The organism is Kaistella sp. PBT33-4 (genome assembly GCF_029194425.1).
Classification (GTDB): domain Bacteria; phylum Bacteroidota; class Bacteroidia; order Flavobacteriales; family Weeksellaceae; genus Marnyiella.
The window spans coordinates 283,059-304,148 of record NZ_JARFYL010000001.1 but is presented as its reverse complement, the minus strand read 5'-3'; the positions used below and the strand labels follow the sequence as shown (position 1 = coordinate 304,148).

The window sequence follows — 21,090 nt, the reverse complement described above, 5'->3', positions numbered from 1 at the left end:
CTGTTTTTTTTGTGAAAAATTTTTCGCGGGGACATTATGAAAACCTTATCAAATTAATTTTTTACACACAATTTCATTTAAACAGTCTATTTATTTCATAAATAATGATTTTTATTTGGTAATATTAAGTATATTGATAAGTTTGTATTAAATATAACTACTAACCAAATAACTTTTTATTATGTGTGGAATCGTTTGCTTGCTTGATGCAAAACAGAAAACAGAAACATTAAGGCCCCAAATCCTTCAGATGTCCCGAAAAGTTCGCCACCGCGGTCCCGACTGGAGCGGCATTTTCCAGGATGAGCGGGTGATCTTCTCCCACGAAAGGCTGGCCATCGTAGATCCCACCTCCGGAAAACAACCCCTTTTTACCAAAGACGGAAAAGTAGTGTTGGCAGTAAACGGGGAAATATATAATCACCGCGAGCTACGTGCTGAGTTTCCGGACTATGAATTCCTTACGCAATCGGACTGCGAAGTAATTCTGGCTCTCTACCGCAGGCATGGGAAGGATTTTCTGGAAAAACTGAACGGCATATTTGCCTTCGCCCTTTATGATTCCGAAACAGGAGTTTATCTGGTTGGTCGTGACCATATGGGTATTTGCCCGCTTTATCAGGGTTGGGACCGTAACGGAAATTATTATGTAGCCTCTGAACTGAAGGCTCTGGAAGGAGTCTGCAAATCGATTGAGGTATTTCTGCCAGGCCACTATCTGTACAGTGCAGAAGGATTTGAATTACAAAAATGGTATAGCCGTGGCTGGGAGGACTACGACAGTGTTAAAGAGAATCAAACGGACATCAGTAAAATCCGGCAAGGCTTGGAAGCCGCGGTGCACCGCCAGCTCATGAGTGATGTTCCCTATGGGGTTTTGTTAAGCGGTGGTCTGGACTCGTCTATTATTGCTGCCGTAACAGCCAAGTACGCCCGCAACCGTATTGAAAGCGGTGATCAGGAGGAAGCCTGGTATCCGCGCCTGCACAGTTTTGCTGTAGGTCTGCAAGGCTCGCCCGACCTTGTTGCAGCACAAAAAGCCGCAGATCATATTGGTTCCATACATCATGAAGTCCATTTTACTGTTCAGGAAGGTCTGGATGCAATCCGCGATGTTATCTATCATCTGGAAACCTATGACGTTACAACTGTAAGAGCATCTACGCCTATGTACCTTCTGGCCAGGGTAATTAAATCCATGGGAATTAAAATGGTACTTTCCGGTGAAGGCAGCGACGAACTTTTTGGTGGATATCTTTACTTCCATAAAGCACCCAATGCAAAGGAATTCCATGACGAAACCGTAAGAAAATTAAGTAAACTGCACCTTTACGACTGTCTTCGGGCCAACAAAGCGCTTATGAGCTGGGGCATTGAAGGTAGGGTTCCGTTTCTGGACAAAGAGTTTATGGATGTAGCGATGACTGTAAATCCAGCCGACAAGATGATCAGTCTGGCAAATGGCCGGATGGAAAAATACATACTCAGAAAAGCATTTGAAGATTTGTTGCCGGACAGCATTGCGTGGCGTCAGAAAGAGCAGTTCTCAGACGGCGTAGGATATTCCTGGATCGATTCGCTTAAAGAGGCAGCCGAAAACGAAGTTTCTGATGAGATGATGGTCAATGCAAAATTCAGATTTCCGCTTAATACTCCGCAAAATAAGGAAGAGTACCGCTACAGAACCATTTTTGAGGAACACTTCCCGAGTGAAACTGCTGCCGCTACAGTTCCGTCTGTACCTTCTGTAGCCTGTTCAACGCCCATTGCTTTGGAGTGGGATGAAGCCTTTAAAAACTTAAGTGACCCAAGTGGCCGCGCTGTAAATGTGCATGAGGAGTCATATTAACATATTCATTTTAGTGGCTTAAAAAAATAAGGACATTAAAACACTGATAATGTGAACGTTTTGTTCAGCAAATCTGAATAATGGCAAAATATTAAATTTGAATTTTAACAAATGCGCCCAAAGATTATCCAATAATTAACTATATTTGGAAAATACTTAACAATTCAAAAAAATGAGAAGAAACTTAATTCTACTTTTTACTGCATTGCTGGCTTTTAACTTAAACTTTGCACAAAATAAGTTTGAGTCCGTAATGAATTCAAAAAAACTGGGCGTTTCATACAAAAATGTAAAATCCAAGGATAAAGAAGATTTTTACCAGCAATATTTCTGGCTTACAAAGGTTGAGGAATTGCAGGCTTACCCCCATCTAAAAGAAATTAAGCCTCGGGTACTTTATACTTTTGTAAAGGAAATTATGCCTCAAATCCCTACAAAAACCCTTACTAAAGAAAACAGAAAGTATAGGGAAGATGCCGAACTTTCACTGGACCAGTATTTCAAGAACAAAGACTGGACTAATCCGGTGATGGCGCTTAACCTGCGTACTTACGTAGATCCTCAAAATGAGAAATATTTCTCAGTCGTTAAGCCTGAAAGTGTAGTTACCATGCTTCCTAAGAAGCTATATTCGTTCACATCTGACAATCAGAAAACACAGGAGCAGAAAATTTACTATATGTGGATCGATGAAGATGATTATAAGATTGTGGACATTGTACCGGACCCTAAGAAAAATGAAGTGTTTTACACTGAACTGAAGAGCATCCTGCCTAATTACTCATTCCCAAACTTTGTTCCCGAAAGTGCTAAAATGGGCGACAAGAAAGTGAAGAGCGATGCCGACTATTATTACATCACTGCCTTTCAGGTAGGAAATGACAACATTGTTTACAAAACTCTTGATTTTGAGGATTATATTTTTGTGAGATATAAAAAAGATGGCGGTCCGTGGACTGACGTGGAACACAGAGACAAGAAATATTAAAATGAAACCTGCCTGATCCGGCAGGTTTTTTTTGTATCGCTTTAAAGGATTTTAAATTACACGCCATTTTTTAGGTTCATTTTTTGATAACACCTGTTGATGCCCAATTCCACAAAGACTTTCGATACCCCAACTAAAAGAATTCTACCCTTCATCCTTGCGACGGCAATTTTCATGCAGATGCTGGACTCCACGATCCTGAACACATCTTTACCTTCCATTGCTGCAGATCTGCGCGAATCGCCGCTGGATATGCAGAATACCATCATAAGCTACGTACTCACACTGGCACTGTTCATGCCCGTGAGTGGTTTTTTGGCAGATAAATTCGGCACAAAGAAGATATTTATATTTTCCATTATTGTATTCAGCCTGGGATCTCTGTTTTGCGCAGCATCTCAAAACCTCACTCAACTTGTTATTTCGCGGGTTGTACAGGGAATTGGAGGCAGTCTGATGACTCCGGTAGGCCGTCTGGCGCTGATTAAAACTTATGACAGGAACGAACTTTTGCCGGCACTTAATTATGCCATTGTTCCGGCCTTAATCGGTCCGGTGCTGGGTCCTCTTGTAGGTGGATATATGGTAGATTATCTCTCATGGCACTGGATATTCCTCATCAATATACCTATAGGATTAACCGGCATTTTCCTGAGCCTGAAATACATGCCCGACTATAAATCGGCTGAAATCAGTTTTGATTTGAAAGGCTTCCTTATTTTCGCTTCCGCCTCGCTGCTTCTTTCAGTGGCTCTTGAACTTTTCGGAACCAGCACGCGTACCACTCCTGTGCTGCTTATTTTTGTACTTGGATTCCTGATGATCTACTACTATTACCGACATGCAAGCAAGACTACCGATCCGATTTTTCCGTTAAATCTGTTTCAGGTCCGCACCTTCAGAGTAGGCGTTTTGGGAAATCTGGCCACACGCCTGGGCATCAGTTCAGTGCCGCTGCTCCTGCCACTCATGATACAGATTGCTTATGGCCAAAGCGCAGTGATATCGGGCTGGATTGTAGCACCCATGGCACTGACAGCCATGTTTGGAAAATCGTCTGTTATTAAGATTCTGAACAGATTCGGCTATAGAAAAACACTCATGATCAATACTTTCATTATCGGATTCCTGATTTGCTGTATGGCTCTACCAAATATTAACACGTCCATCTGGTGGTTTCTGCCTATCATAGCCATCCTCGGCTTTTTCAATTCCATACAGTTCACCTCCATGAATACCATTTCCCTCGCCGACCTGCGAAACAGCCATACAAGCAGCGGAAACTCACTGCTGGCAGTAAACCAACAGCTGGCCATCGGTTTCGGTATTGCTTTCGGGCTTATCGTACTCAAGATTTTTGAAGGTAACGCTGCATTGATGCACGGGAATCCCCATCTGGCTTTCCGATACACCTTTATCGTGGTTGGTATACTGACCATATTTTCAGGTTTTGTCTTCCGCCGGCTTCACTACCGCGACGGCGAAAACATGCGGTCCGCCCATTAATAACAAAAGCTGCGTAAGACACCGGGCTGCAGCTTCTTAACTTAAGTCAATGTACAGGCAGTAAAGGATGGATATATTTGTATGAACATTAAATCCGACATCAATGAATAAAAAGATAGAATTCGGTCTGATGACCTTCGCCGATGCCGCACCTGAAACAGCTGCAAACACAGGCCTCAATGCGCAGCAGAGAATTAAAGATCTGCTGGAGGAAATAAAACTGGCAGATGAACTTGGAATAGAAATATACGGAGTAGGCGAGCATCACCGTCCGGATTACGCTGTATCGTCACCAACAACAGTGCTGGCTGCAGCGGCTGCCATTACCAAAAATATAAAACTCACCTCTGCAGTTACCGTTCTGAGTTCCGAAGATCCTGTGCGGGTTTACCAGCAGTTTGCCACCGTAGATGCTATCTCAGGCGGCCGTGCGGAAATAATGGCCGGTCGCGGTTCTTTTATTGAGTCCTTCCCTCTTTTTGGCTATGACCTGGATCATTATAACGAACTTTTTGAAGAAAAACTGGATCTTCTGTTGGAAATTAACAAATCAGAAATCGTAAACTGGTCCGGACAGCACCGTGCTTCCATAAACAATCTGGGAGTTTATCCGCGTGCAGTTGAGGGTGAAATCCCCGTTTGGCTGGCTGCCGGCGGAACACCGGCCTCAGCAATCCGGGCTGCGAAACTGCATTTGCCGCTCATGCTGGCCATCATTGGCGGTATGCCACAACAGTTTACTCCGTTTATAAACCTTTATAAAAAAACTGCTCTGGAAAATGGTGTGAAGTCCGAAGATCTACAAATAGGCATTAACAACCATATGTTCATTGGTGAAGACGGTGAAAAAGTCGCTAATGAATACTATCCTTACTATGCGCAGATGCTGGACCGTGTAGGCAGAAGCCGTGGGTGGCAGCCGATGACCCGTCAGCAGTTTGAATTCATGCGTTCACCGGAAGGTTCATTGCTGGTTGGCAGCGTGGGGCAGGTGGTGGACAAAATCGTATACGAACATCAACTTTTTGGATTTACACGTTTCCTGGGTCATGCCAGCCTGGGCTTCGTGCCGCATGAGCTTACCATGAAGTCCATTGAACTTTATGCTACTCAGGTGATACCGGAAGTTAAGCGCCGACTGGGGGTTCTTTAAAACATCTGATCTATTTTTGCTAAATTCGTGTCTGAGTCTTCCAGAATTGGTATAACTCAGAGTTCCACTATTAAAACATTTCACCATGTCTAACCTTGGATTAATCATTGAAGAAAAAGCCGCAGATATCGGCAATTTTCTGGTGGGCCGCCTACTGCCTTTCCGCGAGAAAAGAGCGGTCGGACCCTTTGTATTTATAGACCATATGGGTCCCGCGGCACTGAAGGATTACCAGAATCTTGATGTCGCACCGCACCCACATATCGGACTTTCTACGCTTACCTATCTGCTGGAAGGAGCCATACAGCATAAAGACAGTCTCGGAAACGACTTGGAGATACAGCCGGGAGCGGTAAACTGGATGACAGCGGGGAAAGGTGTAGTACATTCTGAAAGAACTCCTGAATATCTGAGAAACACTGAAAAACATCTGCACGGATTCCAGATTTGGGTAGGACTTCCCAAAGATCTTGAACAGAGTGAACCCAGTTTTCATCACACCGAAGCAGCTGATGTTCCCGACTGGACAGATGACGGCTTGCGCTACAAACTTATTGCAGGTGAACTATCTGGCAAAAAATCACCCGTACCGGTTCACTCGCCACTATTCTTCCTTGAAATTTACAGTACCGGAAGTCAGAAAGTGAATATTGGAGGTGAACTTTTCGGCGAAGTGGCAATGTATGTTCTGGAAGGAACGGTGACAGTGGACGGACAGGTTTTCGGTGGTAAGCAACTGTTAATAGCTAAGGATGCAAAACTCTGCGAATTTGAAATGAGTGACAAGGCGACCGTTTATCTTTTTGGCGGTGAACCCTTTCCTGAAGAGCGGTATATATTCTGGAACTTCGTAAATTCCGATAAAGCGGTTATAGAAAAGGCTACGGAGAACTGGCATCAGCAAAACCATGAGGCATTTCCTTTGGTTCCGGGTGATACAGATGATTACGTGCCTTTGCCGGAGGCAGTTCTCAAGTCGAGACTTTCAAGGTAAATTCTTAAACCAGTTAACACTAAACAAATAAACGATATGACTGAAATTAAACACGAAAACGATGGCCATAAGGGAGCATTCAACCTGTATGTAGACGGAAAAAAGGCCGGCAGCATGACCTACACCGGCGCGGGGGATGATAAGTTTATCATAGACCATACGGAAGTTGATGAAGCGTACAACGGTCAGGGTCTGGCGAAAAAGCTGGTATTTGCAGGCGCGGAATATGCACGGGAAAACGGAAAGAAAATCATTCCGCTTTGCACATATGCCAAGGCGACATTCCAGAAGAATAAAGAAATTCAGGACGTACTGGCGTAATCCAAAACTATTTTAGCCAATCTAACCTTTCCCTGCCGGAAAGGTTTTTTTTTATTTCTACCCTGCGCCCCGGATTGAACGGCCTGTCTGAGCTCTTGCGCGGCAAAAAATATCATTTTTTGCCGCGCAAAGCGAGTAGTGAAAGCCGGATAAGGCGCCCAAATAATTGCACAACCTTCTTTCCCGACCCGAATTAGCGTCCGAATAGTCACAAAAAACTATATTTGCGACACTAAAATGTAATTAATGAATTCCGCCACAATACTGATTCTGTTTGTATTTGCCTATTTTATCGGTCTGCTCGTCATTGCGTACCTGACCAGCCGTAACGCTGATAACCAGTCGTTTTTTATCGGGAACAAGAAAAGTAAATGGTGGCTGGTGGCTTTCGGGATGATAGGGACCAGCCTAAGCGGCGTCACCTTTATTTCGGTACCCGGAACGGTGGGGAAAATGACAACCGGTGAATATCCTTTTGGCGGTTTCGAGTACTATATGATGGTGATCGGCTTTTTCCTGGGCTATTTTATTGTGGCTTTTGTGCTGCTGCCGCTATATTACAGAATGAACCTGACCTCCATTTACACTTACCTGGGCCGACGGTTCAACGTGGAGGCGCATAAAATCGGGTCCCTGTTCTTTATCATTTCACGCTCCATTGGCGCCACAGCCCGCCTGTACCTGGTGGTGAACGTGCTCCAGATTTTCCTGCTTCAGGCGCTGGGCGTACCTTTTTGGGTTACGGCCGGTGTTATTTTACTCATGGTTTTGCTTTACACTTTTGAAGGTGGTGTGAAGACCATCGTGATTACTGATACGCTGCAGACCTCTTTTATGATCCTGAGTCTTGTGGCGTGTATCATCTTTATCCTTTCGAACCTGAACCTGTCTTACGGCGAAGCCTACACTATACTAGCCGACAAGGATTATACGCATCTCATCAATACGGATATCAACTCCAAAACTTTCTTCCTGAAAACGGTTCTGGGCGGGATGTTTATCACCATCGCTATGACGGGTCTGGACCAGGAAATGATGCAGAAAAACATTTCTGTGGACAACCTTAAAAATTCCAAAAAGAACATGCTCACCTTTGCCGGTACGCTGCTGATCGTAAATCTGGCTTTCCTGTTCCTGGGTGGCTTGCTTTACCTGTTTGCCATGGAAAACGGCGCGGTGTACAGTCAGGTTGTTGATGTTGTAAACGGCAAGCAGAACATCACCAATGTATTCGGCTTCCCGGATGCCGCTACCGGGAACATCACCAATATTATGGGCGATGACCTCTTCCCGGCACTTTCTTTACAGGGGTATTTCCCGCTGTTTATTGCGGTTATATTTATTATCGGATTAATTTCAGCTTTATTTCCTTCCGCCGACGGTGCGCTTACGGCCGTTACCAGTTCTTACTGTGTGGATTTGCTGAACATAAACGAAGACCAGACGAAAACCGAGAAGCAGAAAAAAAGACTCCGGATGAAGATTCATCTCATTTTTACTGTTATTTTCTTTGCGCTCATCATGATTTTTAAAGCCATCAACGATAAGTCGATTGTTTACCTGATTATGGAAGTGGCCGGATACACCTACGGTCCGCTGTTGGGTCTGTTTGCCTTCGGCATCCTGACCAGGTTCAGGATTACTAAAAAATACAGCATCATCGCTGTTACTTTGCTGGCGCCGGTGCTCACATACCTGATTAACTATCTGGTGACACAAAACAGCGATTACAGGATAGGCGTGGAACTGATTATGATTAACGGGCTACTGACCTTCATAGGGTTGTGGCTCATCCGCGACCGCAGCACCCACCTGAAGGTTGTGGAGTAACAATTTGAGATCCTGCTTTTTAAGGCAGGATTTTTTAGTTTCACCAAGCCGTCAATTATTTGTAAATTTGCACGCAAATAAATCGATATAATGAGTAAAAGTATTGAAGAGCTGAAATCTCTTACAACACAAATCAGAAGAGACATTTTGAGGATGGTGCACGCCGTTAATTCCGGCCATCCTGGCGGAAGCCTTGGCTGTACAGAGTACTTCACCGCACTGTACGGTAAGGTGATGAACTACAAACTGCCGTTTACGATGGAAGGTAAAGGTGAGGATCTGTTCTTCCTTTCCAACGGGCACATTTCGCCGGTATTCTACTCTACTCTGGCAAGATTTGGATTTTTCCCGGTTGCAGAACTGGGTACATTCAGAAAACTGAACACCAGATTACAGGGACACCCTACCACTCACGACAATTTACCGGGCGTTAGGATCGCTTCAGGTTCATTAGGTCAGGGACTGTCGGTGGCTGTAGGCGCGGCACTGGCTAAGAAAATGGACGGCGACGATTCGCTGGTGTACACGCTGCACGGCGACGGTGAACTGCAAGAAGGGCAGATTTGGGAAGCTCTGATGTTTGCTGCTCATAATAAAGTAGATAATTTAATTGCAACCATTGACTATAACAACAGGCAGATAGATGGTGATACCGACGATGTTTTAAGTCTGGGAGATCTGCATGCAAAACTGGAAGCTTTTGGCTGGAAAGTGCTGAATGAGAAAAACGGTAACGACCTGGAGACCGTGATTTCAATCCTGGAGCGTGCGAAACAGGAAACAGGAAATGGTAAACCAGTAGCTATTATTCTTCATACCGAAATGGGCTTTGGGGTAGATTATATGATGGGAACCCACGCGTGGCACGGAAAAGCGCCAAACGACGAGCAGCTGGACACAGCCTTCAAACAGCTTTATCTGGAAGGTCCTGCTGATTACTAAATCGCTTTTGGCTTTCAGCAACTCGCTTTAGACCGATTTAACACACTCAATTCTAACCACAAACCCGCAAGAAGCCTAATGCAAAAAGCTGATTGCAAAAATTAAGTCATGAAATACCAAGTTTTAGATAATAAAGATACAAGAAGCGGTTTCGGTGCCGGACTGGCCGAACTTGCTGATACTAACCCCAACGTCGTAGCGCTTTGCGCAGACCTCATCGGCTCCCTGAAGATGGAAAAGTTCATCGAAAAAGCACCGGAACGTTTCATACAGGTAGGAATTGCCGAAGCCAATATGATGGGAATTGCCGCCGGACTTACCATTAACGGCAAAATTCCTTTCACAGGAACCTTCGCCAACTTCTCTACCTCACGAGTGTACGACCAGATCCGTCAGTCCATTGCCTACTCCGGCAAGAACGTGAAGATCTGTGCATCCCACGCGGGACTTACTTTAGGTGAAGACGGCGCTACACACCAGGTTCTGGAGGATATAGGAATGATGAAAATGCTTCCCGGAATGACGGTAATCAACACCTGCGATTACAACCAGACCAAAGCGGCCACATTGGCGATAGCCGATTTCGAAGGTCCTGTGTACCTTAGGTTCGGACGTCCTGTTGTGCCGGTTTTTATTCCGGAAGACATGCCGTTTGAAATTGGCAAAGGAATTATGCTGCAGGAAGGCACCGATGTAACCATCGTAGCTACGGGGCACCTGGTTTGGGAGTCTCTGGTTGCGGCTGATCAGCTTGAAAAGGAAGGAATTTCCTGCGAGGTGATCAACATCCACACAATCAAACCTCTGGACGAAGAAATCATCCTGAGATCAGTGGAAAAAACCGGAAGGATTGTTACAGCCGAAGAACACAACTACCTTGGAGGTTTAGGCGAATCTGTAGCCGGATTGCTGGCCAGAAAAAGACCGACCATCCAGGAATTTGTAGCTGTGAATGACACCTTCGGAGAATCTGCAACTCCGGCAGAACTCATGAAGAAATACGAAATTGATGCAGATGCCGTAAAGGCCGCTGTAAAAAGGATTATGTCCAGATAACTTTTTCTGAAATACATTTTAAAACACGTCTTCGGGCGTGTTTTTTTTATTTTTACAATAGTTATTTCGAAAAAATAAACTTACACTACATATCGATGAAAAATTTCTTTTTCTTTTTAGCGCTAATACTGATTTCCTGTAATACCTCCAAAAAAACTTATAAACCCGTTACTACAGGACCAAATTGTAGATAACAATCAACCTTTTCAATATCTTAAAAACCGGCTTCAGTTAAGCAATTCTGTTAAAAAACAGTACGAACAAACTGTTATCTTATTAAATGGAAAGGAGATCGGTTAAGACAAATTCAGTCAACTACTGAAAAACAAGAAAATAAATTCTATTGAAAGTATTTTTGATAAAGATAAAATAGAGAATTTAGGTTACTCTTATAAGCAGGTGAAAAGAGTATTGTTGACTAGCAATTAAATTCACCGCTCTTTGGAAATTTCCAAAAAATCCTACCATTCACCTTAAATATCCTATAATTCCACTTTCAATTAAGATAATTTCGTCAGTCATAAATTTAATCAACCACCATGACTGACCCATTTAAAAAAACTTATAAACATTTCCTTTACTGCCCTTACTTTGTTTGCAGGAATTAGCCTTGACGCTCAGGAAACGGAAGCGAACCCAATACAAAATCCTCCGGTAAACGTCGAAGGAATGACAGGCAACCGTGGAGTTTCTTTCCAGATGACTCTGGACAAAAAATTAAGGAGCGTTCCTCAAATCGGCTTTTTTGGCGTAACAGATTTTAATTCCGATTGGGGAAATGACCAGCTAAGTGATTTGATGATTATGGATAAAGCTACGGTTGACCTCTATAAAGGACTTAAAGTGGGTGCGGGATTTCAGAGCACTCCTGGTGGAATCCGGCCTTCTGCAGCTTTAATTTGCACTTACGCAACCCCCGAATGGCTTGTAATCGCCATCCCAAGCGTGGATGAGCAGGAATGCAAATATCGAAGGGTTAGGAATTATTGAATACAAACCGGCACCCAGTGATAAATGGAGACTGTATACCAGGCTACAGGGGACGTATGTCCATGCCATGACTGCAGATCTGCATACCAGAAGTTATATTCGCAGCCGCGTGGGCTTTACCTATAAAGAATTTACTTTCGGTGCGGGAGCCAACCTGGAATATTACAGCCCTTTAAAACATAAACAAAGCAATATCGGCGGCTTTCTGCAGGTAGCGTTGTTTTAAAACACAATTCGAAAATTCCGAAGCCTCTCTTCCAGTACCCGCGCAGTCACAGCGCTATCCTGTTCCATAGTAAATGATTGCTTCGTTGTTTCCCATCGTTATCGGAACAGATTACGATCGGTACTTCCGACTCGAAGGACGAAAGTCCACTTGCTCCCATGTCGCGGATTCTCAACCGAGGATCAGTAGTTATACAGAAGACATCCAGACTCTTGAGATTCCTGCGGAATGACAAAGAGGCTTTTATTTTGATGATAACAAGCGAACAATCAATTCAAAATTTTGAATTTTAGAATTTTGATTTTAGATTTATTCGACATTAAAATATAGAGCCTCTTCTCCGTGCACATTGTGAAAACCTTTGTGCCCTTTGTGGTTAAAAGTATCAAGATTTCGGATATCAGATCTCAGATCTCAGTTGTTAGATTTATGCAAAATTGAAGTATAGAACCTCTTCTCCGTGCACGCTGAGAAAACCTTTGTGCCCTTTGTGGTTAAAAGTATCAGGATTTCAGACATCAGATCTCAGTTGTTAGATTTATGCAAAATTGAAGTACAGAACACCTTCTCCGTGCGCGCTGAGAAAACCTCCATGAACGCTGTGGTTAGCAGCACTCCTATTTTTAGCTCACAAATATCACTGATCAGCACAGAAAAATTTAAGGTTAAAAAAAGCATGGATTATAAATCCGCGACATCGGCTCAACTATTACATTAAGCATCATGCTTCAGGCGCGCGTAAAAAATGTTCTGTGAAAGTTTCCTAAATTTGCGCCAGTGATGGACAGTCAACGGTCCGTTTTCCTCTCAACTTCAGCTTAATATACTCCTTTGGAAAGAAAGAAAATTGTAAAGCAGCATTATTTCAGGCTTATTTTGGCATCAATTGCTGTTGCCCTCGCAAGTGCGATACTTGCTTTTGGCCTCAAGCATCTCACTGAGTACCTGCAGCATCAAATATTTGGCGTCGCAGGCAGTTACGCTGCATTATACGTAATCCTGCCCTCAGTCGGAATAACGATGATTTATTTCTTAAGGAAATATGTTTTTCAGTACAGGAAAAATAAAGGCATCACCGAGATTTACAAAACACTGGACCAGCGGAAGGAACATTTACCCTTATTTAAGATTCCGTCGCACTTCATCAATGGTTTCCTAACTGTTATTTTCGGCGGATCCACCGGTATTGAGGTGTCAACCGTGGTAGCGACAGCTACCATTGGAAATTATGGCTATAAAAAGGAGTTCTCCGCCAGAATGTACAAGCGCGAACTTATTTGCGCAGGCGTAGTTGCGGGTGTTGCTGTTTTGTTTGCAAGCCCGCTGGCCGGATTTCTGTTTGCCATGGAGGTTATTGCACGTAAAATACGTCTTTCACTCGTTATTTCCTGCACAGTGGCTGCACTGAGCAGTTTTCTTTTCATCCGGCTTTTCGACAACCAGACAATATTTAATACGCCTGTAGCCAACTGGAACTATGCTGCAGTACCCTTTTTTATATTGTTAAGTATTTCAGGTGGTCTTCTTTCTGTATATTTCACGCTGTTGGTTACGCGTATGAAAACATTTTTCGGAGGTATCAGCAACAATTTTATTAGGGTAAACCTGGGTGCTATAGCCGTTGGTCTCCTAATTTTCTTTTTTCCGGCTTTATACGGGGACAGTTATCACGGTTTACGAATGATGTTGGAAAGCCCGCCGGAGGGCAGCAGCGCAACTTTGATATTAATCCTTACGCTGGCCATTCTGAAACCATTGGCTGCAGCACTGACACTTGGCGCCGGCGGTGACGGGGGCGTTTTTGCGCCAAGCATCGTGGCCGGCGCTTTTCTGGGGTTAAGCTTTGCTATAATTGGTAACACCTATTTTGGAATGCAGTTTATTCCGGTAAACTTTGCCCTGATAGGGGCTGCATCTATGCTCTCTGCAGCTTTGTTTGCTCCGCTTACTTCAAGCGTTCTGATCTGCAGCTTACTACCGGGTGGATTTATGCTTTATTTCCCCGTGTTCATTTGCTGTTTCATTGCCACTGCAACCGCAAAGAAGATGCTGCCTTATAACGTATATACTTATGACCGGTATGTAAATGCAACTGCTTAGTATATTCGTAAGAGATTCGAATCAGAACTGTTAAAAAAAGCCGGTTTATGAACTAAAACGGCTTTCTTCTTTCTTCTGTTAGCGGAACCAGATACCTGCTCTATAAAGTTTTCTCAAGTGCGACAGCCTTGGGGAACAGGATATTGTTTTCCAGATGGATGTGCTTGTGAAGGTCGTTTTCAAAATCTTCAAGCATCTTAAATGTTACCTGATAGGTTCCGCAGGCATCATCGGGAAACTGATAACCATTGGTCAGTTCTGAGATTTTCACAAAACGGTCGCCTTCGGCTTCGTGTTCCTCTTTCATCATAGCCACCGGATTTTCTACAGTTCCGAAATGCGGCTTATCAAGAGGCTCTCCACTACGCTGTGCTGTAACCATTTTTTTGATGAAGGGAAAAAGAATAAGTTCTTCTTTTTTCATGTGAGCACCTAAATCTTTCGCACTTTCTACAAAAAGCCTATTAATCTCAAACAGTTCGGGGTGACGGTCACCGTGGACTTTACATAATTTGTCCAGATATGGAATAAGCATGGCCGTTTTTTCCTCAACATAGCGGTGGTGGGTTTTCTCCACATAATCCGCCAGCAGGTCCAGCGGCCAGCTGTTAAAATCAATGTCTGAAGATTTCTGACTAGAAATTTCCTCCAACTCCCGATAGATGTCTTCGGGATTAACTTTTTTTCTGTCGCAGGCTTCCTCTATTGTTCTGCCGCCTTTGCAACAGAAATCTATGTTATACTTTTTAAAAACTTCCGCAGTCCTGAAATTTTCCGCTACGTAATCGCCTATTGTTTTTTCCTGGGTTAGCATATCACTTTTTTTTTAAGATTATATGACAAAGGTACACCAAATTTTTAATTCGGACTATTTCATCCTATTTAAAAACAAAAAAAATCAGCGTAGCCAGGCCAGCCCACTTTCAGTTCGCACAGCGAGGTCAAAGAAGGAAAATTTCTGAGTCATGATCTGCAGTTTTTCACGTACTATCTTAAAGTCATCATGAACCGGACAGGGATTAAGAGCTGAGCATCTGTGCAGTCCCAGCCCACATTCTGTAAATACTCCGGGACCGTCAAAAAGAATGACGATATCGTAAATGGTAGTGCCTTTCTGTTTTTCCTCATTAAAAACAAAACCGCCCATTTTGCCACGCGACGATTCCAGTATCTTTTCACGGTTCATACGCTGCAGTATCTTAGCAGTGAAGGCCACCGGTGCGTCCACAGATACTGCTACCTGCTTCACGTTTACGAGTTCATTCCGCAAACTTTGTTTGGCAACATAGATCGCAGCTTTGATCGCGTATTCACATGCTTTCGAAAACATCGGTCCGATTATTTAAAGAACTGCCATTTGGGAATAAAGGCAAGCAGACCTATTCCTGTAAAGAGGAACAGCGAAGTAACATCTGTATAGAGAAATGTATCCAGATAATAGATGTGGGAATAAAAATGTGCACCTACCAGCAATGGAAAAAGGATTACGCCAATTTTCCGGTACAGATAAATGAGGAGAAGCGAAAGGATAATAAGCAAATCGACAGAGAAAATAATGTAAAAATACCACTCCGGAATTTTAAGTTCACCTTGCTGCAGGTACTGATCCACATCTACACCAATACCCATAATTGTGAAAAGTAAAAGCGCGAGCAGTGACAGTATAAAACCTAAATCTTTTTTAGGGCTTTCATCGGCAAATTCATTCCTTTCCATAGGTGCAAAAATAATGAAACCTGCGAACAATCCGCAGGTTTCAGTAAAGGTAATTAATAAATTAGATCCTAACGGCATCAATAAGTCTGTTCTTGTCGCTCAGATACTCTTCCATGGAGATCATACTTTCGGTTCTCATAACATCCTGGATGTCATCAATCATATAAATGATTCTTTTGGCATCCTCGGTATTCTTGGCACGCATCTTACAGAAAATATTATATTTTCCAGAAATTACGCTGGCTTCCACAACATTTGGAATAGCAGCAAGTTCTTTCAGTACTTCCTGAGTACGGTTTGATTTGGTAAGGAGAATCCCGATAAAGGCAGTAAAATGGTAATCAAGTTTGCCATAATCTATGCTAAGTGAAGATCCAAGAATGATTCCGGCATCTTCCATTTTCTTAACCCGAACATGAATTGTGCCGGCAGAAACGTCCATTTGTTTAGCAATTTCGGTAAAGGGCATACGGGTGTTTTTCACCAGGAAATCAAGAATTCTCTTGTCTATCTCATCTAACTGATAATTCATTTTATTTAATTGAGTATTTATTAATAAATTACTGTATTTTTTGCAAAATTACAAAAAAATATTAAACAACACAATATTTAGAATGTATTAACGATAATTTAACGCAACCTTATGTTCAACCTAATAATTACAAAGCAATTGAATCTTTTGTTTTTGATTCTTTGGAATTTGAGGGGTTTTGTGAAGAGGGTATTTTATCCTTCTGCCTTCTTTTGAAGATGGTATTAAAACTTTTGCTCCATACTACCCCACCTCCATAGGTTTGGTTGGCTGCACCGTTACTTCCTCCACTTCCCATTCCGATATTCATTGGTTTGGAGTAGCCCCGAAGCACCAGTGTGCCGTCATTTTTCTTGCTTACGTCAATTTCTACAGTTCCTTCTCCGGAAAGCAGGTCGGTGTCTGTGCCCTCCGGTCCTCTGGACAAAGGTATACCCAGACCTGTTTTCACCTTAACGCGTGGTGAGAGATCGAAACTCACTCCGGCATTGGCACGGTCTCCTGTATTTGAGGCCTCATCGCCGCGTACATAATTCAGGTCAATCTGAAATTCATTGCTGATGGTGTTCAGTACAGATCCGAGCTGTCTGAAAAGCAGGTTATATCCTGTATTTTCGGCAATATTACCCACATCCAGTCCGGTTGCGGTTGTATTAAATCGGTTAAGCAATAATACAGAACCAAACTGTATCACCTTTTCATCCTCCTGATTCATTTTCGATGCCAGTGTTTCCCGAATCTGGCTGGAAACATCAACAGCCGACACACCCAGTTCAATTTTAGGATTATTCAGTGTCTGCGTAATCCTGGTTTGAAGCAGAACATTCACAGGCTGCAGAGAACCAACTCCCAGATAATCGCCGGTGTTGGAAACAGTACGCATATAGTTGGCAGTGATGTCGAGTGCAGGTGTTAAGGCATCGCCATCCCAGCGGATGCTGCTGCCCTGAACAATCTGGAAGGTACGGTTTAAGACGGCTTTGGAGGTGAAGGTTCCGTTTTCAACGATATAAGAACCGTTCATTTCAATGTTTCCAGTCCGGGCCATCACAAACCGCAGTTCGTCGGATGTTCCGCGCACAGATATATTCCCTATATCATCTCCTACGAGTACATTCACGGTAGTTCCTTTGTCCACAGCCAGATTGAAGTCAATATTCATATTGGCACCTGATCGTTTTTTATCTTCCAGGGTAATGACCCCTTTGTCATCCTCCTTGAGAAACCGCAGCATCTTAAATTCTTCAACATTGGAGGTGGAATTGGAGTTAAAAGTAAACACACTGTTGTTGAGGGCCCTCATATTAGGCGTTTGTATACTCAGCGATTTCACCGGACCGGAAACATAGAGATCTCCCTGACCGTATATCCTACCCCAGAATAAATCATAATCGCTTTGCGTGGTATTAAGCATCATTAGATTATCTGCCCTCATTATGAGCTCGACCGCCATAGAAGCCAGGGTTTCAAAATAAATCGCCCCGGAAATTGTACCGCTGGAATTGTTACGACCGTCCCGGACTCCAATATTATTAAGTATCGCGCGGCCCCGTGACAATGGAATTACGGTGTCCTCAAAAGAATAATCGACACCTGTAAAATCAAGTTTAAGCCCGAATTTACTCATTGCGATGTCACCACTGTAATCCAGATCCTTCAGCGTACCGTTCACAGACAGCACCCCATTGGCATATCCACGCATATTACTGAAAACCCCTTTAACGAACTGATTGGCAAATTTAAGATCGAAGTCCTTCATATCAGCCTTGATGTCCAGGGTAGGTGAAGGCGTGTTATTGTCAATGGTGCCGGTTACCAGCAAATTGTTATCGCCGATGATTCCGGCGGAAATTACCTGAGCTTCTATGTCGAACACATTTGCAGTAGCTGAATTCTTAGCATTGATAACAATATTACCAAGATCCTCGCCATCCATTGTAATGTTATCAATCCTCAAATCCACGAGTGGTTCCAGGTTATTCCGGTTCATTGTAATGTTGATGCTTCCGTTTGCAAGTCCCTGCATATCCAGAGAATTTCCACCAGCCTGCATTTCCAGGATTTTGGCAATCTGCATATTCTTAACTTCAGCCTCGGCATGGAAATCCTTAGCAGATTTGAACGTAGCAGTTTTAACAAGTAACTCGCTGCTGTCCGAGAAAATACGCAGATTCTCTATCAGGAAATCTTTGGTTGCCTTGCGGTAAGTAATGGAATGATTAAGTTGCGGACTGGTATCAATACTCCATGTAACATTATTGAAATTAACCGAAGTAGGGTCAAACCTTACTACATAGTCACCCTGAGTGTTTGTAGACTGGTTTAAGTTAATGCTGTAATTCTTGAGTTCTCCGTTAACTTCCTCCTGCGGACTTCCGTGTTGAAAATTGGCGGCAATATGAAGCAACCGGTTGTTTTCGTTTCGGCCCGTTATGCTTACCTCTTTTAGAACATTATTACCATACTGCGCCCGGTCCACCTTTGCGAATATCTGTTCATCAAGATTGGCAGTATTGATGCGAACCACCAAGTTGTTTACCATGGTACTGTCCCTTTTTACGAGGTCACTTTGTGTGATGCGGTATTCAGGGTTTACTGCCGCAAGCGCACGGTCCGCGTCGGTGATTTCCTGCTTTTTCGTCGTATAATACATCAGTTCGGACGCATCCAGATTCAGGACCAGGTTGTTGGCATCCCCATTATAGGAGCCGTTCACAAAAGCTCCGCGCGGGATCCGCAGGTCCGGCATAAAATAATTCATCAAATTCTGGCGAATATTGAATTCCATATTAAAATTCTGCCCACGGAACATCCGGCGCGGCGGCGGACCCACCAGGATTTTATTGAGGCCGTTTTCTATCATTGCAGGAAGATCACCCAGATTATAACGGCCCGCAATCCTGCCGCTTACAGCGCCCGGTGCATCTACTGCTACAACGCGGCTGCCGTCCTCAAAAAATGCCTGTACTTTTGCATTTGGTATATTAAATTTTTGAGTGGATGTAGCGAAATTCAGATTGGTAAGCTCTGCGTCCAGGTTCATATCGTTCAGACTGGTCATTGCTATCTTACCGTTTACCTGGCCACTCATAACCTGGCTGCCGGAGGCCCCGGTAAAATAATTCAGGTTCAGATAGCCAATATCTGCATTTACATCGGCAAGGATCCGGGAGGTCCGGAAATCAATAAGACCCTTCACTGCGCCCCGCGCCTGATCATCATTCACCTTTACAATCCCATTATAGGTTCTGCGGTCCAGCAAACCATCCAAGGTGACATTATTAATTACTTTATCCAATATTTCAATGCTGGCAATCTGGGACTGCGTACGGATGCGCATGGTATTTACATCAAAACTCTGCCCGTCCACATTAAATTTACCTGTAATGAGTCCAACCTGCTTACTTTTGGTGATTATGGAAGTGTTAAGATCAAAAACCTCGGCATATCCACGGTATTTGGGCATAACCGTGCTGTAATCAGTCAGGTAGAAATTCCGGATATTTGCCCTGCCGATGCCGGTGATGAGATTGCCTCTGGGTACATAAATCTGCTCGGGCATTACCCTTACGCCACCCCGGTATCTGAGCCGGCCGAAATCATCGGCAAAATTCTTCATCTTTTCGGAAACAAATGTGGGTAACATGGCTTTCAGACCCTTATAGGTAAAATCGGTTGACAGATCATTGGTCTCAATTACAAACTTGCCATTCAGTAAATTACTGAGTTTCATGGTGCCCGTACGTACACTCACATCGCGGTTGCCCAGAACAAAGTTACTGAGATAGAAGTTGTTAAGGGGTCCGGCCATCGATCCGGATATGTTTACCGGCTTGTAATTGTCCCACTGCGTTACAAAATAACTGATATCATAGCCGCTGATCTGACTACCCTGTTTCATTACCATTTCCCAACGTACCCGGTTGGTAAAATCTGCCCACGACCCATTTTTGAGGTTGAATTTTACATCACCCTGCAGCAGGGTGTGGTCTGTGAGCAGAGTAAGATCCCGAAGTGAAAGAAAATCTTTCGTAAGTGAAATATCTGCTGAAAAGGTATCCACAGTATGTTTCTTGCCCCACCGGCTCGTATTGAAGCTAAGGTTATTAACCTGAGCGAAAACATCGCCACCATTTACACGCACACTTGGTGCGCGCAGGTTTAGATTTTGGGCTACCAACCACCGGCCCTTATCTCCACTGCTGTTCCTGTTGATAATGGAAACCCTGGAGTTCACAAGTTCTACCCGGGAGTTGAGCAGAAAAGGGGGCTTGGTGGGATCCGCTTTCTTTCCTGAATCAAAATTTCCGATATATCTGATGAAGTTTGAAATGCTGTCGCCTTCATAGGTGATTACTTTAATATCGGCCTCAGTCAATGTCAAAGCATCAAAACTTAGCGAGTTACTTCTGCCGCTAATGGCATTGGTGGCCAAGGCAATCCAGTTTGAGTTGGCACGGAATTCACGAACTTTTATAAATTCAAGTCCTTTATAGTCTTTTATGGTGAGGCCGCGAATGGTAACATCGCCAAAGTAATCTACATGGACATCTCGTGTGGACATCTCTGCCTTAAAATCCTGGTTTAGGATCTGCAGAGCCTGGTTGGCAGCCCAGCGCTTTGTTACAGGTAAATTTACTGCTACCAGTGCAATTACGAACAGCGAGAGACTGAACCAGAAAATAATGAGCATCAGCTTCACCCACCAGCGAACGTTGGTTACATCCTTTGCGGCCTGCTCTACAATAGCCCCGGCTGAACCTACGGGATCCTGCACTACATCGGAGACCACCTCCTTTACCTGCTCCACTTTTTCACCGATCTTTTCGGGAATAGTATTTGAATGCTGCTCGTTACTGTTTTTATTATTCTCTATATTTGCCATTG

Annotated in this window: 17 protein-coding genes; 12 read left to right on the top strand and 5 right to left on the bottom strand. The window is 43.6% G+C overall.

The annotated features are described in order from the left end of the window. The first annotated feature begins 181 nt into the window (after nt 1-181). From asnB to P0M11_RS01300, 12 genes are all read left to right on the top strand, one after another. A complete protein-coding gene (gene asnB / locus P0M11_RS01355; RefSeq protein WP_275624115.1) occupies nt 182-1,849 on the top strand; it encodes an asparagine synthase B in 1,668 nt (555 codons plus the stop codon). Between the two features lie 253 nt (nt 1,850-2,102). Beyond that, on the top strand, nt 2,103-2,837 hold the full coding sequence (locus tag P0M11_RS01350) for a hypothetical protein (RefSeq protein WP_275624114.1): 735 nt from the start codon (nt 2,103-2,105) through the stop codon (nt 2,835-2,837). 99 nt (nt 2,838-2,936) lie between these two features. Continuing rightward, nucleotides 2,937-4,343 (top strand): MFS transporter, encoded by a 1,407-nt coding sequence (locus P0M11_RS01345; protein ID WP_275624113.1) that lies wholly within the window; start codon nt 2,937-2,939, stop codon nt 4,341-4,343. A 103-nt stretch (nt 4,344-4,446) separates the two neighbouring features. After that, the gene (locus tag P0M11_RS01340) at nt 4,447-5,496 is read left to right on the top strand and encodes an LLM class flavin-dependent oxidoreductase (RefSeq protein ID WP_275624112.1); all 1,050 of its coding nucleotides are present in this window, start codon (nt 4,447-4,449) and stop codon (nt 5,494-5,496) included. A gap of 85 nt (nt 5,497-5,581) precedes the next feature. Next, nucleotides 5,582-6,490, top strand: coding sequence for a pirin family protein (locus tag P0M11_RS01335; protein ID WP_275624111.1), 909 nt, complete (start codon nt 5,582-5,584; stop codon nt 6,488-6,490). 36 nt (nt 6,491-6,526) lie between these two features. After that, the gene (locus tag P0M11_RS01330) at nt 6,527-6,811 is read left to right on the top strand and encodes a GNAT family N-acetyltransferase (RefSeq protein WP_275624110.1); all 285 of its coding nucleotides are present in this window, start codon (nt 6,527-6,529) and stop codon (nt 6,809-6,811) included. Nucleotides 6,812-7,057: 246 nt separating this feature from the next. Then, entirely contained in the window at nt 7,058-8,641 is a 1,584-nt protein-coding gene (locus P0M11_RS01325) for a sodium:solute symporter (RefSeq protein ID WP_158064801.1), read from the top strand. Nucleotides 8,642-8,731: 90 nt separating this feature from the next. Continuing rightward, a complete protein-coding gene (locus P0M11_RS01320) occupies nt 8,732-9,583 on the top strand; it encodes a transketolase (protein WP_275624109.1) in 852 nt (283 codons plus the stop codon). A 108-nt stretch (nt 9,584-9,691) separates the two neighbouring features. After that, the gene (locus tag P0M11_RS01315; RefSeq protein WP_275624108.1) at nt 9,692-10,639 is read left to right on the top strand and encodes a transketolase C-terminal domain-containing protein; all 948 of its coding nucleotides are present in this window, start codon (nt 9,692-9,694) and stop codon (nt 10,637-10,639) included. A gap of 669 nt (nt 10,640-11,308) precedes the next feature. Beyond that, entirely contained in the window at nt 11,309-11,629 is a 321-nt protein-coding gene (locus P0M11_RS01310; RefSeq protein WP_275624107.1) for a hypothetical protein, read from the top strand. Further along, the gene (locus P0M11_RS01305; RefSeq protein ID WP_275624106.1) at nt 11,589-11,855 is read left to right on the top strand and encodes a hypothetical protein; all 267 of its coding nucleotides are present in this window, start codon (nt 11,589-11,591) and stop codon (nt 11,853-11,855) included. The genes P0M11_RS01310 and P0M11_RS01305 overlap by 41 nt, the downstream gene beginning before the upstream one ends. Before the next feature lie 831 nt (nt 11,856-12,686). Then, nucleotides 12,687-13,955, top strand: coding sequence for a chloride channel protein (locus tag P0M11_RS01300; RefSeq protein WP_275624105.1), 1,269 nt, complete (start codon nt 12,687-12,689; stop codon nt 13,953-13,955). Nucleotides 13,956-14,055: 100 nt separating this feature from the next. Here P0M11_RS01300 and ric read toward each other — a convergent pair whose 3' ends face one another. The 5 genes from ric to P0M11_RS01275 form a co-directional block, all read right to left on the bottom strand. Then, nucleotides 14,056-14,769 (bottom strand): iron-sulfur cluster repair di-iron protein, encoded by a 714-nt coding sequence (gene ric / locus P0M11_RS01295; protein WP_158064807.1) that lies wholly within the window; start codon nt 14,767-14,769, stop codon nt 14,056-14,058. Between the two features lie 84 nt (nt 14,770-14,853). Then, nucleotides 14,854-15,285: an Rrf2 family transcriptional regulator gene (locus P0M11_RS01290; RefSeq protein WP_275624104.1), complete on the bottom strand. Its 432-nt coding sequence runs from the start codon at nt 15,283-15,285 to the stop codon at nt 14,854-14,856. A gap of 8 nt (nt 15,286-15,293) precedes the next feature. Continuing rightward, nucleotides 15,294-15,671 carry a hypothetical protein gene (locus P0M11_RS01285; RefSeq protein WP_275624103.1) on the bottom strand — a complete coding sequence of 126 codons (378 nt, stop codon included), beginning with the start codon at nt 15,669-15,671 and terminating at the stop codon, nt 15,294-15,296. A 61-nt stretch (nt 15,672-15,732) separates the two neighbouring features. After that, the gene (locus P0M11_RS01280; protein WP_158064810.1) at nt 15,733-16,203 is read right to left on the bottom strand and encodes a winged helix-turn-helix transcriptional regulator; all 471 of its coding nucleotides are present in this window, start codon (nt 16,201-16,203) and stop codon (nt 15,733-15,735) included. A gap of 127 nt (nt 16,204-16,330) precedes the next feature. Further along, complete coding sequence (locus P0M11_RS01275; protein ID WP_275624102.1) at nt 16,331-21,088, bottom strand: translocation/assembly module TamB; 4,758 nt, start codon at nt 21,086-21,088, stop codon at nt 16,331-16,333. Nucleotides 21,089-21,090 lie beyond the last annotated feature (2 nt).